Here is a 14,514-nt window from a genome sequence, read left to right on the forward strand (position 1 = left end):
ATCTTCAGAAAAGATGGAGGTTTTGTTCGATTTATGTGTCATGATTGATGAGCCATTTAGCTATTTTTTCTTCTACATTATAATTACAGCGATAGCTAGGTGCATTGTATTGTCCAACAGGATTGATTTCAAGCATTATATATTCACCTGCCTTGCTTTTAATAATGTCTAGCGAACCTGTGTTGAGATTTATCGATTGCATAAATGCAATGAGTTTACTTTCATATTCAATGGGCAATTGATAGGGAATCCAATGAATATTCTCCGAGTAAAAATTGAGCTTAATATCCACGGTATCGGATTGATCTGTAGTGAGTATGATTGCACTTGCATAACATGTTCCATCAAGGTAAAAAACGCGTATTTCATATGCCGCTTCGATACAGGCTTGAAATAAGGTTAATACAAATTGTTCAGGCAATTCACCTACGTCTTCTTTTTTTAGTTTTTGGGTATATATGCTATAAGTGTGCTGGGGCGTAATAAAATAAGAACTGTGTTTAATTGGCTTTACAATTAAATCGCAGTCGACGGTACGCTGAAACTCAAGTACGTCTTGTTTGTTGTTACTCACTATTGTTGTAGGTGTAGCAATATTAAATTGTTGGGCTAGATAGGTCACTTCGAGTTTGTTTAACCTGAATCCTTCTTCTTGAGGCATCCATGTTTTGTGCGCAAGTATTCGCTTTAAGTAAGTAATAGTGTCTATTATTTCCTGATTAATTTCAAATAACGCTTGCGTGAACGGTTTGTTCTTTGGGAGACTTATTTTTACATCACATTCTAGTCGACGATACCAAATCACTTTAATTTTATCTGTTACGTCTTCTCCTTTGATAAAAATTCGGCCATCATTAATCTCTAATCTAAAGGCCTGTTTTTTTTGAATAAAATCTTCTACCGTAACTTTTACAAACTCAGCCTTGTAGTATAAAAGCCAATCAATGACAGGATCTGTGCCCTGCTCGTATTCGTCAAATGAGAGGATTAGAATCATGTTTTAGATATAAAATATTATTATTGCGCTTTGTTACTCCTTGGTTATGATGTAAGAGTGATTAATACTGACTAGTATGGAATTAATCACTCTTTGATTAAGAATTAGACTTATTGCTGATAATCACGACTATTGCTGTCGACATCAAATTTTTTACTGCAGTCATATTGGAATGATGCATTACCTCCTATAATTGTATTAACAAGATCCTTGTTTAATACATCAAATGATTGTAAGGTTTGTAATTTCATGATAATAAAATTTAAGATTAGGAGTCATAAGTTTATTGTCATTTACTCTTGAGGACATTGCTTGCAAGCGCTTCTTAGCTTCGTTACAAAGGCGATTCAATAGCTTGGCGAACACATCGCAGACAGACTTAATCAGTTCTGTTTCTTTCTTCCTCATTGCTAAAGTTTTTCGTTTTTGTAGCGGCTATATTTGTTCCAAATTTGTATACTAACGATAGGCTAATTTGCCGAGTATCATAGTAGTTGGTGTAGGTTTGTTTGATGGTGTTGACCTCGCTTTTAATCGTGTTTTTATTGGTCTTGAATAGGTCACTACCCACCGCGTTAAGTTGGAGCTTTCGATCGAGTAATAGCCATCTTATTCCTATGTCCGTGCGGTGATAGGCGGTGATATAATCCATGCCGCTTATTCCAGGAGCAACGTACTGAAAGGTTACCTCACCAAGGAGGGTTTTCGTTTGGTTGAAGGTGAGGGTATTGCTGAGGGAAAAGTAGAAGTTCAATCCACTTTGTTCGGCTTTTGTACTGGATAAATTTGACTTAATCTCGGTGTAATTTACATTGTATTGGAGGTAAGAGGTAAGCCAATGCCACTCTTTGAACGTATAGGATTGGGATAAACCTATACTGATTTCTTTTAGAAAGTTTTTGCGTATTGTTGCTTGTGTGACCGTATTGGGGGCTGTGAGTGTAATTTGATCCACGCCATTTGTTGTTTTAGAAAGATAAAAAGAGGTGTTTAAGTTATTTTTATAGACATGTGCAAATTCAAAATTATCGCTAAAAAAGGGTTGCAGAAAGGGATTTCCCTCTGTATATGCATAAGGAGTGGAATACCAACGGAAAGGATTTAAAGAAGAATAGGAAGGTCTATTAATCCGCTTGCCGTAGTTGAATGACCATTGGTTATTTTCATTGGTGGTATAGGTGACGTATAAGGTGGGAAACAAATGGGTATAGCGGTTCTCTTGGCGTTCGTTTAACGTTAAGGAAAGCCCTTTCGTTTGTGTGTGCTCTAGGCGAACACCCAATTTTATGTCCCACTTTTTTAGCGTTTTAGAAGCGCTTGCGTACAGCGCTTGTGTGTTTTCGCTATAGTTAAATCGATTCGATTGCCCGAGATCTAATGCCTCGATTCTATGATTATAGGTGCTTATATCGCTGTTGTTTTGCATAAAGGACACTTTACCACCAAAATCGAATTGGACTTTTCCCAAGGGCCATTCAACGTTTACAGTGGAAGTATAGGTGGTAATGCTTTGGTTGGTTGCATTTGTAAAACTGTCGACTTCCTCTCTTTGTGGAATGCGCACATTACTAGTATTGATTCGCTCTTGGGTGTTGGTATAGGTGAAATAATCTAAATCAACAGTCATGTTTTTTCCCAAGGTGTCAAAAACAGTTTTAAAATGTCCATTCAAGGCATGAGAAACTATTTTTTTATCCGTATGAGCCCGTGTTGTAAGTAGAGAATCGATTCCTTTTGAAGGACCATAAATAGGAGTTGAGGTTTGCTCTTGATTATCAGGTCTGTTGCTGTTGCCTAGATATTGAATTCCAATTGTAGAACGATCATTTACTGCATAGTCTATCCCTGTTCTATTCGAAAAAAAACGTGTAAAATATTTTATTTTGGTATCTGTATCCCAAAGCTGAGTGGGATAGTAGATCTTATTCTTCTCTTGTACTTGAATAGCACCATCGTTTTTGTTGGTTGAAGAAAAGATTGACCACTTGTTTTTTTGGTAGGTGAGACTGCCCCCTACGGTTGCTGATGTATAGCTCGATTGTTGAAAGCTAGAAGTAAGCTCACCGCCCCAAAAGTTGTTTATTGTCTTTTTTAATACAATGTGAATTAATCCACTGTTCCCCTCGGCATCATAAGTAGCGGGAGGGTTGGTCATCACTTCTATTCTAGCAATGTCCTCCGCACGGATAGAACGCAAATAGGCAGTTAAATCCTCCGCTGTTAAAGGGCATAATCGGTTATTAACCAGAATTTGGACACTATTTTTTCCGAGCATACCGATCTTATCCCTTTCAATTCGCACTCCTGCTGTTTTTTGTAAGACTTCTAATGCATTAGCACCAGCTGAAACAATACTATTCTCGACGTTGAAAATAAGGCGATCTGATTTTCTGGTGAGTAATGGTTGTGCTGCGTGAATCACAACTTCTTGAAGCTCACTACTTTCTTCTTGGAGTAGAAGTAAACCTAAATCTTGTGTAGTTGTTGTGGGGAAATACTGCTCCCGAGAGCGATAACCGATAAGGCTTAGGGTTAAAATAAAGGCATGAGAGGTAGGAATTATCAAGGAGAAATACCCTGTTTCATCCGTCAATACGCCAGCTATTGTTTTGTTGTCTATTACATCTGTGGCAACGACATTGACAAACGGAAGCGGTTCGTTTTGGGCGTTTTTAACCAGTCCGGTATAAGTCTGACAATAGCTGCAGAAAGAATACAAAAAGAGAGAAAAAAAGAGTATTGCGTTTCTCATGGCCTTTAATTAATTTTTATATACTATTCAAAATTATCAATCTAATTTTTTATTTATATTATCCCATTGGGTAGATTTTGTGTGATAAATGTAAAACTACCTCTGAGGGTAGGAGTGTGTTTTATTCCCCAAAAAGATGTTTCTTTATCGCGCATAAACCAAGAGTAAGTACAAGAAAGCAAGTCAAGACTAAACCTCGGCTTTGTTTTCCTAAGTATGCTGCCACAGCTGATAGACAGGGGGATTCTAATGTTGGAATGTTTTGCTTTTCACTTTTTCAAAACCATCGGCAATAAATATCCCGATCTAAAACAAACAAATACTATATTTGCAGCTGTTTTTAATAAAATACAATATGATAACAGTTAATGATGTTGCTGTGCAATTTGGTAGTACAACACTTTTTAGTGGTGTGAGTTTCTCTATTAATGAAAATGACAAGATTGCCTTAATGGGTAAAAACGGTGCAGGTAAATCCACGTTACTTAAAATTGTAGCGGGAGTAAACAAGCCTTCTTCTGGTGTTGTAGCGGCTCCGAAAGAAGCGGTAATTGCCTATTTGCCTCAGCATTTATTAACGGCTGATGATTGTACTGTTTTTGAAGAAACGTCTAAAGCTTTTGCTCAAATTTTTTCTATGAAAAATGAAATTGAGCAAATCAATGAAGAACTGACGGTGCGTACCGATTACGAGAGTGATGCGTATATGAAGTTAATCGAGCGCGTATCGGAACTCAGTGAGAAGTTCTATTCAATTGAAGAAGTCAACTACGAAGCAGAAGTAGAAAAAGTATTGAAGGGATTGGGATTCCTTCGCGAAGATTTTACACGACCAACTTCAGAATTCAGCGGGGGATGGAGAATGCGCATTGAGTTGGCGAAAATTTTATTACAAAAACCCGATTTAATTTTACTTGATGAGCCGACCAACCACATGGATATTGAGAGTATCCAATGGTTAGAAGACTTCCTATTGACACAGGCCAAAGCTGTAATGGTTATTTCCCATGACCGTGCTTTCGTCGATAATATCACCAATCGCACTATTGAAGTGACCATGGGTAAAATCTACGATTACAAGGCGAAGTACTCTGATTATTTAGTATTGCGTCAAGACCGCAGAGCCCATCAGTTAAAAGCCTATGAGGAGCAACAGAAAATGATTGCTGAAACAACCGAATTTATCGAGCGTTTTAAAGGAACTTATTCCAAAACCTTGCAAGTGCAATCGCGCGTGAAGATGTTGGAAAAATTGGAGATTATTGAGGTGGATGAGGTAGATAATTCAGCTCTGCGCTTGAAGTTTCCACCAGCGGCGCGCTCAGGGCAATATCCTGTAACCGTTACTGAAATGGGAAAAACCTATGGGGATCACGTGGTGTTTCAGGATGCAAATATGGTAGTAGAACGCGGGCAGAAAGTAGCTTTTGTAGGAAAAAATGGAGAAGGAAAGTCTACGATGATCAAGGCAATTATGGGAGAAATCGATTATACGGGATCAATTGAATTAGGACATAATATTCAAGTGGGATATTTCGCCCAGAATCAGGCCTCTTTGCTCGATGGGGATTTAACGATTTTCGAAACAGTTGACCGCATTGCAGAAGGAGATATCCGCACGCAAATTAAGAACATCTTGGGGGCTTTTATGTTTTCTGGAGACGATATTCAAAAGAAAGTAAAAGTGCTTTCCGGCGGTGAAAAAACGAGGTTAGCTATGGTTAAGTTATTGCTTGAACCATATAATTTGCTTATCCTGGATGAGCCTACCAACCACTTGGATATGAAAACAAAAGACATTATCAAAGCGGCGTTGAAAGACTTTGAAGGAACCGTGATCCTTGTATCACACGACCGTGATTTCTTAGATGGTTTGGCAGAAAAAGTATTTGAATTTGGCAATAAACGCGTGAAAGAACACTTTGAGGACATTAAAGGATTCTTGGCGCACAAGAAAATGGAAAGCTTACGCGACATCGAAAAATAAAAAAATCAACTATTTTTAGTAATATCCCTTCTTTAAAAAAGCTTCTTGGCATATGTTTTGCGAGCTTTCTTATAGAAGGGTTTTTTTATGCTTTTCCATGAAAAGTTCCTAGTTGAAGTGCCTTTTCACCCTTCCTTATACTTCTGGATTTCAAGGATAGTGTTATATTTGTAAAACGATTAAAAATAGTGCTTTATAAAGTGAAAAAGATTGTATATTTATTGAAGCATTTATGTGTAATTAACAACATTAAGTGAATGAAAAGAATAAACTTGAAACGTTTTTTTCTACTTCTCGGGGGAACTTTATTTTGCTTTTCTATTTCGAATGCGAGTTATGGACAAAGCTTGTCTTTTTCCGAAGCTTTGCGTGTGATGAATGAAGAGAATAGCTTGATTAAGGCGATGGAAAAACAAGAAGAAGTACACCAATATGAATGGAAAGCTATGAAAGGTTTGCGTTCGCCAACGGTAAAAGCGTTTGGAATGGGACTCTATATGGACCGCTCCTTGGGCTTGGACTTCAATGGTCTTCGAAATCAAGTCGGGGATTTTGTTCATTTACCCAACGCAGAGGTATTGGGAAATTGGTCGGTTGACTTCAATAAAAGAGATATGGCTTTTGGAGGGTTCATGGCGACATGGCCTATTTTTACAGGAGGTAAGATTAATGCCGCCGTACAAGCGGGAAAGCTAAAAAGCGAAATTGGCGAGAAAGAACTGGAACAAACCAAAGACAAGTTATTGTCAGAACTCGTGGTTCGCTATTATACGGTTAAACTTGCAGAACGTGCACTCATAGTACGTCAGGATGTTTTAGCAGGTATGAAAAAGCACCAGGATGATGCGTTGAAGTTGGAAGAACAAGGGATGATTGCGCCTGTACAACGCATGGCCGCTGATGTTGCAGTATCGGATGCGAGTCGAGAGTTAGACGCCGCAAAAAAAGATGCAACCTTGGCGCGTTTAGCTTTGGCTAATACCATGGAAGTGGAGGAGGTTACTTCCGATTTGAGCAGTGATTTCTTTGTGCTTCCTCAGATGGAAGCCTTGGACTACTACCAACATGCTGCCGCAGAAAACTATCCCGCACTACAAAAGTTGAGCTTGCAAAAAGAATTAGCTACACAAGGAGTCAAGGCCAAACAAGCTGCAAATTATCCAACGGTAGTGGCTTTTGGTCAAACGGTACTTGCACACAATAATCCCATCAGTGGATTGGATGTACTCTATGACAATAATAAACCGTGGACGGTAGGTATAGGTGTAACCTACACCTTGTTTGAAGGACTTCGAAATAGAAATGAAATCAAAGCTGCTAAAGCAACACGTGAAAGTGTAGCCTTATTTGAAGAAAAGGCAAAATCCGATATTAAAATGTTAGTTGCGAAATTGTATCAAGATATTCAAAAGCAACAAGAACAACTCGATAATCTCACTACACAAGAAGCAATGGCAACAGAATACCTACGCGTGCGCAACAAAGCGTTTATCGAAGGATTTGCCACTTCAACAGAAGTTGTGGATGCAGAGTTGAATTTATCCGCTGTAAAACTAAAAAAGCTTCAAGCGCATTTTTACTATGTGTCGAATGTGGCGTCCCTGTTTGAATACACGGGCTTAAGTAATGAATTTGTCCAATTTGCAAAATAATTTGAAGGTAAGATGAAAAATAAAGTAATAAGTGCAATCGTTGGAATTGTAGTAGTCGTTGTGGTGTTTGCCCTATCGATTTGGTATATAAGTGCTCCACAAGAAAGCTATATTCAAGGACAAGTAGATGCTACGCAAATCAATGTGTCATCAAAAATTCCTGGTAGAATTGATGCGATACTGGTAAAAGAAGGAGAGCAAGTACAAGCAGGACAAGTGTTGGTACAGATCAGCACACCTGAGATTGATGCTAAATTACAGCAAGTAGAGGCGTTGCGCGCAGCGGCACTTGCTCAAGATGCAAAAGCTAATACAGGAGCTCGAAAAGAAGAAGTTCAAGCGGCATACAACTTATGGCAACAAGCAAAAGCTGGGGCTGACTTTGCACAAAAAACGTATACGAGAGTTGAAAATTTATACCGAGAAAAAGTAATTCCTGCTCAACAAAAGGATGAGGCATATGCCAAATACATTGCAGCTCAAGAAGTTGAAAAAGCAGCAAGTGCAACGTATCAAATGGCTAAAAGCGGAGCGAGAACTGAAGATAAAGCCGCAGCCTTAGCCGTTGTAAATCAAGCGAAAGGTGCCGTTGAAGAAGTCCTAATCTACAAAGGAGAAGGAGAAGTAAAATCCCCACAAGCAGGAGAGGTATATACTATTATGCCCAACAAAGGTGAAATTGTAAATTCAGGTTATCCTATTGTCAATTTAGTGGATTTATCGGATGTCTGGGTAAACTTTAATATTCGCGAGGATTTAATGCCTAAATTCAAAATGAATGCGAAATTTCATGCCATTGTTCCCGCTTTAGGGAATCAAGAAATTGAATTAGAAGTACACTATATCGCGGTACAAGGAGATTATGCCACTTGGAGCGCAACCAAATCAAAAGGAGATTTTGATATGAAAACATTCTTAATCAAAGCCTATCCTACTCAAAAAGTAGAGGGATTACGACCAGGAATGAGTGCATTAGTGGTAGAGAGTAGTTTGAAATAAAAAAAATAAAACGTGAGTAAAGGTTTTCTATCCCTAGTCAAAGAAGAGTTTAAGCGAATGCTGACAACACCTCGAATTTTGGTGTTGATCTTGGGCATTCCTTTATTGCTGTTTTTTTACTACGGGGCTTTGTTGCAAGAAGGAGTCTCTCGAGACCTACCAGTAACAATACTCGATTTAGATAAAAGTAGTACTTCACGTAAGCTAGCTAGTTTTATTGATGCTAGTGCCGCTATGCAAATTGTATATGATGTAAGCGATGAATTGGAAGGACAAAAAACGGTGCGTAGAGGGGATTCTTTTGCGTTGATTATCATCCCAAAAGATTTTCAAAAAAACGTGCAAAAAGGCGTAAAAACCAATGTTACTTGTTACTACAATGGGCAGTATTTACTACCTGCGGGTTTAATTCAACGCGATTTTCAAACGGCAGCCGGATATTTAGCAGTGGGAGTTCGCACCATCTCATTGCAACAAGGCGGACTGACTCCTAATCAGGCATTGGCTTCGGTTGCTCCAATTAATGTAGAAGAGCACGTGTTGTTTAATCCATACACCAGTTATGAATACTACTTGGGGTTAGCTTTTATGCCCATGGCCCTACAAATCATTATGCTCGTCGTATCCATTTACGTGTTTGGTGTAGATTTAAAATACAGAAAAGGACACGAATTATTAGAACGTGCAAATAACAAAGTATGGATAGTAGCTTTGTCCAAAATTCTACCCTATTCCTTCGTTTTTATGGTTTTGGGGTTCTACATGAATTCCTATGTGTTTTACAAGTTGAGCATGCCTATGAAAGGTAATTTTTGGATGCTCAATCTATTTTTCTTCTTGTTTGTGATTGTTTGTCAAAGCATGGGGTTTTTTCTCGCTTCGGTGATGAACAGTTTGAGAATTGCCTTAACCATTGGAGGGGCTTATGCCGCAGTTGCTTTTTCATTTGCTGGTTATACCTTTCCGCCAGAGGGAATGAGTGGCTTTGTACGCGGAGTAAATTACGTATTTCCCTTCCATTCGTATATGCGATTTGTTGTGAACTACGCCATCCGAGGTATTTCATTTAATGCGGAACAAGCGGGGTATCTAATCGCTTTTGCCGTATTTATTTGTATGGGGTGGATTGGACTGCCTTTTTACTACAAAAAGTTACAGAAAGGAGGTTATGATGCTTAAAGGATTGATCGAAAATTTCGCCTTGATACTGGAGTCGTGTAAACGAGAAATAAAAATGATCTTAAAAGATTCAGCTATTGTAATCACTTATTTGGTCTGTGTATTACTGGTGGCTTTTGTGTATTCTTATGTGTATTCCAAAGAAGTTATTACGGAGTTACCCGTGGCGATTGTCAACCAAGATCAATCGAAGATGAGTCATCAGATTGATCGAATGTTGGATGCAACGCCTCAATTGCACGTGGCTATGCGAACAGCGAGTATGGATTTGGCACAAGAGGCATTTTATCAAGAAAAAATAAAAGGTATTATTGTGATTCCCGAGCATTTTGCCCGGGATTTGCAAAAGGGTATTGTGCCAACTATTGGGGCATATTGTGATGCTTCTTATATGTTGTATTACAAACAAACACTAGGTGCAGTGATGGTAACAGCAGGAACTTTAGGTGGACAGGTAGAGGTGAATAAAATGATGGCGAGCGGCATGCCAATGAAACAAGCAAGCGCGAGTAGACGTCCTTTTGATGTAACGGCTAAACCGCTGTTTAACATCAATGGAGGATATGCCACCTTCTTAATGCCAGCTGTGTTTTTGATAGCCATTCAAACACTGCAATTAAATGGAATGGGAATATTAGCAGGAACACTGCGCGAGCGCAAGCGATTTTCAGCCACATTTGCGTATGCAACCGGTCGCTTTTCCAATTTCTTTTTGACCATTGGAAGGAGTTTAGCTTATTTAATGCTATCTATGCTGATGATGTTGATTGTGCTAGGTTTTGTTATGCATGTATTTACATTTCCTCAACGCGGTCATATTGGAGAGGTTGTGTTGTTTTTAATTCCTTTTCTGTTATCTGTTACTTTCTTAGGGATGACTTTAGCAAATGTTTTTAAACACAGAGAAGATTCGATTATGACCATCACACTGTTTTCTATTCCAACCTTGTTGATGACGGGATTGTCATGGCCTACAACGGCATTTCCAACGGCAATTAAAGTAGTTTCCTTTTTCGTTCCTTCCACCATTGGAACTAAAGGATTTGTTGCTTTAACTCAGTTTGGTGCGTCTTTACATGATATTAGCGATCTGTTTAGTCAAATGTGGTTGCTGTGTTTGTTCTATTTTATGTTGGCCGTTTGGACCAATTGGCGCTTGAGAAATATGGAGCGTATTCCACAAGAATAATACAAAAATAGGATTGCATAGCAATCCTATTTTTGTATGGTTAATTGATAGATTGACGTAGGTAATTCGGGATTGTCTGGGTCTGTACACAAAAAGAAAGAAACCGCTTTCGGATTGTTTCTATAGGTGGTAATTCCTTCAAATTTTTGATGTGTACTGATTACTTTGGTCTTTTCAACCTTCATCTTCTTCGTGTTAATTTTACCAATAATAGATCCCTTAATCTCACCGTCGGCGTAGGTAGAGCCTGTATCTTCCGCAGTAGCGATAAAATAAAGGTCTTGATCCACTAAAACTGCATCAGTAAACCCTGTCTGTACTTGCTCTAATTTAGGTAATTTCATGGGGGTATAGGTAATTCTAAAGTTGTCCAAAATGCTTTCTCCTGTTACTTTGAATACGCCGTTCTCTTGTTTGGGCCCGTTGCCGCGATTGAAAAAGTACCAGGTTTCATTGTCGTATACAACGCCTTCAATATTGAAATCTGCATCGTCTAAATGAGCAAACGCCTTCATGGATTCATACAGTAAATCCAACGATTGTTTACTCACGGGTTCATTGGTCATTTGGTGAACTTCATAAAGGGTTGTTCGGTTTGGTTTGGAACCCGAACCAAATAAATAGTAGTTAATTCCGTCAAAAGCCATCGACTCTAAATCGGGTTTATCGGCTTTGGCAATATTCTCCTGCCCAATATAATCTTCGCTAATCGCTGTTTTGTGGAGCTGTTTGCTAGGAATATCATAGTGATACAAGTAGGTACTGTCATCGGCAATGAGATGTAATTTGTTTTCTGCATAGTACAAACCAGAGGCAGCACTTATCCCCATAATGTGATAAAGGAATGTTATTGTTAATTTTTTCATGGTCACCTAAATTGAATTTTATAAATTTAATACATACGATTTACTTAACGAATAAATAATGACATGAGTTTTGAACAGCAATACAAAGTTATAGGAAAGACCAAACTAAAGAAATTGAGTACAGTACCCGATTTTGAGATGAATCCCAAAAAGGCAATTCGAAAATTAGAAGAATTGAGTCGGCATTTAAGCAAATTTCAAGAGTTGATGTATGCGCATAATCGCTATAGTTTTCTGATTTGCATTCAGGGGATGGATGCAGCAGGTAAAGACAGTTTGATTCGCGAGGTTTTCAAATCCTTTAATGCTAGGGGGGTGGTCGTACAAAGTTTTAAAAAGCCTACGTCTACAGAGCTAGAGCATGATTATTTGTGGCGTCATTATGTGGCTTTACCAGAAAAGGGAAAGTTTACCGTCTTTAATCGTACGCATTACGAAAATGTATTGGTATCTCGCGTACATCCTGAGATTGTTTTAACTGAGCGTTTACCACAGATCAAAACAACAAAGGAGCTAACAGCAGGTTTTTGGGAAAAGCGCTACCGCGAAATTGTCAATTTTGAAGAGCATATCAGCAACAATGGCGTTATTGTGTTAAAGTTCTTTTTGCACTTGGGAAAAGAGGAGCAGAAGAGTCGCATTCTTCGCCGATTGAGCAAGGAAAAGCACCATTGGAAATTTTCACCAGAAGATGTACGTGAGCGCGAGTTTTGGGAGGATTATCAATCGTATTACGAAGAAACGATCGAACAAACATCAACAACGACCTGTCCTTGGTATGTAATCCCCGCAGATGATAAGGCCTTGTGTCGCTATATTTTTGCTAGTATTTTGTTGGAAGTTACTGAGCGATTAACTGATGTTAGTTTGCCTGAATTACCCGATGCTATCAAAGACAACTTATCTAAATACCGAGAACGCTTGCTGCAGGAAGACTAAATAAATGCAGGATTTTCTACCTTCATTCTTAGTTGCAGATGAAGGGGAACAGAAGTGGGAAGGCAGGCGCTAGGGACTATATATCCTAGGCGATAGCGTATTCTTTTTAAAGAATTTGTTAACCCAACAGAGTCTTTCGCTTTCAAGTCAGTATATTTGCACAAATTTTTAGCAAATGAATCTTTCCATCTATAGCAAGGAGTTTCGATATAATATTCAATTAGCCTATCCTATTATTTTAGCCATGTTAGGACATACTGTGGTTGGGGTAATAGACAATATCATGGTAGGAAAGATTGGACCTACTGAATTAGCAGCGGCGTCACTAGCCAATAGTTTTGTGTTTATCGCAATTTCGTTAGGGGTTGGATTTTCAACCGCTATTACGCCTTTTGTTGCTAAAAGTGATGCTGCAAATGACTTAGAAGGAGGACGTTCAACTTTTGTTAACGGGTTGTTTTTGTGCACCGTTGTAGGGGTTTTGTTGTTTTCGATTATCTTCTTAGCCAAGCCTTTTTTAATCTATATGGGACAACCGGCAGAAGTGACACAATTAGCCAAACCCTTTTTGGATGTTGTCGCATTGTCAATTATTCCCTTAGTAATGTACCAAGGGTATAAGCAATTTGCTGATGGAAAGTCGCAAACGAAAAATTCAATGTATGCGACGTTGATTTGCAATGGGGTGAATTTGATATTCAATTATTTGTTGATTTACGGAATTTGGATTTTCCCTGAATTAGGAATGTTAGGTGCCGCATATGGAACCTTGATTTCTCGTGTGGTGATGATTATTTATATGCATTTTGCCATGAAGAGACAGGCGATGTTTCAGCCTTTTATGTACCAATTGAAATTCAATGAAATTAAAAAAGACGTGGTCAAACAAATCTCAAAAATTGGAATTCCATCAGGGTTGATGAGTTTCTTTGAGGTTGCTCTATTTGTTGGAGCCGTTTGGCTGTCGGGCATGTTGGGTACGGTTTCTCAAGCGGCCAATCAAATCGCTTTGAGTATGTCGTCCATGACCTTTATGTTTGCTAGCGGATTAGGGGTTGCAGCTACAATTCGCGTTGGAAACCAAATGGGATTAAAGAACTATACCTACATGAGAACGGTAGCTCGTTCTATTATGTTGATGGCTTTGGGCATTTATATTCTTTTTGCCTTGTTGTTTGTGTTGTTTAACAACTATATTCCTCTGTTGTTTTTAGATGCAAATGACGCTACCAATGCTCTGATGAATGAAGAAGTTATTCAAATCGCGGGGCAACTCTTACTTGTAGCGGCTATTTTTCAAATCTCTGATTGTATGCAAGTGGTTACTTTGGGTTCTTTACGCGGTTTACAAGATGTAAATGTTCCGATGATTATTACCTTTGTATCCTATTGGATTGTGGGATTCCCAATGTCCATTTATTTAAGTTTATACACCAACGTTGGAACACCAGGCATTTGGATAGGCTTATTGGCGGGGTTAACCGTCGCCGCCATCTTGCTCTATGCGCGTTTTCACCATATATCGAATCGATTGATTAATACTAATTTAAAATAAAAATCATGCAATTACCTAAATTTGTTCTAGCAGATAATACAGATCACTTAGAAGATATCTTTATTATACACTTGGAGTTTCCTCGTTTTATCATCAACTTAAACACAGACGAAATCGAATTTTTAGAGTCTATTGAAGAGTCAGAAGAGTCAGAAGTAGAAGCGGAAATGGAAACTTTAGTTGTGCAAGCAGGTGAGTTCTACGAGCGAGAAATGGAGCGTTACGTAGCAGGAGAAGAATTAGAAGACTAATTAACATCCTAAAATATACGATAAGAGCAGCAGTTGTAAAAGCGTTTTTTTACAGCTGCTTTTTTATTTTTTGTCTTTTGCATATTAAAAAAATGTCTTTTTGGCACTGGAGCGATTGCAGAACTGTTTTCTTTTTTATGCAACACTT

General features: G+C 38.5%; 11 protein-coding genes. 8 read left to right on the forward strand and 3 right to left on the reverse strand.

Going from position 1 to position 14,514, the window contains the following annotated elements; all coding sequences use genetic code 11:
* Positions 1-31 precede the first annotated feature (31 nt).
* Together HX062_RS09085 and HX062_RS09090 are read right to left on the reverse strand one after the other, a co-directional pair.
* Positions 32-997, reverse strand: coding sequence for an ATP-grasp domain-containing protein (locus HX062_RS09085; protein WP_286467173.1), 966 nt, complete (start codon positions 995-997; stop codon positions 32-34).
* A 379-nt stretch (positions 998-1,376) separates the two neighbouring features.
* Positions 1,377-3,749, reverse strand: coding sequence for an outer membrane beta-barrel family protein (locus HX062_RS09090; protein WP_286467174.1), 2,373 nt, complete (start codon positions 3,747-3,749; stop codon positions 1,377-1,379).
* A gap of 355 nt (positions 3,750-4,104) precedes the next feature.
* Here HX062_RS09090 and HX062_RS09095 point away from each other — a divergent pair, with 355 nt between their 5' ends.
* From HX062_RS09095 to HX062_RS09115, 5 genes are all read left to right on the forward strand, one after another.
* Positions 4,105-5,736: an ABC-F family ATP-binding cassette domain-containing protein gene (locus tag HX062_RS09095; RefSeq protein WP_182628241.1), complete on the forward strand. Its 1,632-nt coding sequence runs from the start codon at positions 4,105-4,107 to the stop codon at positions 5,734-5,736.
* A 257-nt stretch (positions 5,737-5,993) separates the two neighbouring features.
* Positions 5,994-7,388 carry a TolC family protein gene (locus HX062_RS09100; RefSeq protein ID WP_182628242.1) on the forward strand — a complete coding sequence of 465 codons (1,395 nt, stop codon included), beginning with the start codon at positions 5,994-5,996 and terminating at the stop codon, positions 7,386-7,388.
* 12 nt (positions 7,389-7,400) lie between these two features.
* Entirely contained in the window at positions 7,401-8,387 is a 987-nt protein-coding gene (locus HX062_RS09105; RefSeq protein ID WP_182628243.1) for an HlyD family secretion protein, read from the forward strand.
* Between the two features lie 12 nt (positions 8,388-8,399).
* Entirely contained in the window at positions 8,400-9,566 is a 1,167-nt protein-coding gene (locus HX062_RS09110; protein ID WP_182628244.1) for an ABC transporter permease, read from the forward strand.
* Positions 9,556-10,755, forward strand: a complete 1,200-nt coding sequence (locus tag HX062_RS09115) for an ABC transporter permease (RefSeq protein ID WP_286467176.1) — start codon at positions 9,556-9,558, stop codon at positions 10,753-10,755. Before HX062_RS09110 ends, HX062_RS09115 begins: the two co-directional genes overlap by 11 nt.
* A gap of 26 nt (positions 10,756-10,781) precedes the next feature.
* Here the strand turns inward: HX062_RS09115 and HX062_RS09120 are convergent, their stop codons facing one another.
* A complete protein-coding gene (locus HX062_RS09120; RefSeq protein WP_286467177.1) occupies positions 10,782-11,621 on the reverse strand; it encodes a DUF6929 family protein in 840 nt (279 codons plus the stop codon).
* A 63-nt stretch (positions 11,622-11,684) separates the two neighbouring features.
* Here HX062_RS09120 and HX062_RS09125 point away from each other — a divergent pair, with 63 nt between their 5' ends.
* The 3 genes from HX062_RS09125 (at position 11,685) to HX062_RS09135 (ending at position 14,366) form a co-directional block, all read left to right on the forward strand.
* Positions 11,685-12,560 carry a PPK2 family polyphosphate kinase gene (locus tag HX062_RS09125; protein WP_182628246.1) on the forward strand — a complete coding sequence of 292 codons (876 nt, stop codon included), beginning with the start codon at positions 11,685-11,687 and terminating at the stop codon, positions 12,558-12,560.
* 175 nt (positions 12,561-12,735) lie between these two features.
* The gene (locus HX062_RS09130) at positions 12,736-14,115 is read left to right on the forward strand and encodes an MATE family efflux transporter (protein ID WP_286467178.1); all 1,380 of its coding nucleotides are present in this window, start codon (positions 12,736-12,738) and stop codon (positions 14,113-14,115) included.
* Between the two features lie 5 nt (positions 14,116-14,120).
* Positions 14,121-14,366 (forward strand): DUF8828 family protein, encoded by a 246-nt coding sequence (locus HX062_RS09135; RefSeq protein ID WP_182628248.1) that lies wholly within the window; start codon positions 14,121-14,123, stop codon positions 14,364-14,366.
* Positions 14,367-14,514: the final 148 nt, after the last annotated feature.

The organism is Myroides sp. DF42-4-2, from assembly GCF_030326445.1.
Classification (GTDB): Bacteria; Bacteroidota; Bacteroidia; order Flavobacteriales; family Flavobacteriaceae; genus Flavobacterium.

What these genes read in the sequence shown, in the direction of transcription:
- HX062_RS09085 (WP_286467173.1), bottom strand. Translation starts at nt 997, where the DNA reads ATGATTCTAATCCTCTCATTTGACGAATACGAGCAGGGCACAGATCCT.
- HX062_RS09090 (WP_286467174.1), bottom strand. Translation starts at nt 3,749, where the DNA reads ATGAGAAACGCAATACTCTTTTTTTCTCTCTTTTTGTATTCTTTCTGC.
- HX062_RS09095 (WP_182628241.1), top strand. Translation starts at nt 4,105, where the DNA reads ATGATAACAGTTAATGATGTTGCTGTGCAATTTGGTAGTACAACACTT.
- HX062_RS09100 (WP_182628242.1), top strand. Translation starts at nt 5,994, where the DNA reads ATGAAAAGAATAAACTTGAAACGTTTTTTTCTACTTCTCGGGGGAACT.
- HX062_RS09105 (WP_182628243.1), top strand. Translation starts at nt 7,401, where the DNA reads ATGAAAAATAAAGTAATAAGTGCAATCGTTGGAATTGTAGTAGTCGTT.
- HX062_RS09115 (WP_286467176.1), top strand. Translation starts at nt 9,556, where the DNA reads ATGATGCTTAAAGGATTGATCGAAAATTTCGCCTTGATACTGGAGTCG.
- HX062_RS09120 (WP_286467177.1), bottom strand. Translation starts at nt 11,621, where the DNA reads ATGAAAAAATTAACAATAACATTCCTTTATCACATTATGGGGATAAGT.
- HX062_RS09125 (WP_182628246.1), top strand. Translation starts at nt 11,685, where the DNA reads ATGAGTTTTGAACAGCAATACAAAGTTATAGGAAAGACCAAACTAAAG.
- HX062_RS09130 (WP_286467178.1), top strand. Translation starts at nt 12,736, where the DNA reads ATGAATCTTTCCATCTATAGCAAGGAGTTTCGATATAATATTCAATTA.
- HX062_RS09135 (WP_182628248.1), top strand. Translation starts at nt 14,121, where the DNA reads ATGCAATTACCTAAATTTGTTCTAGCAGATAATACAGATCACTTAGAA.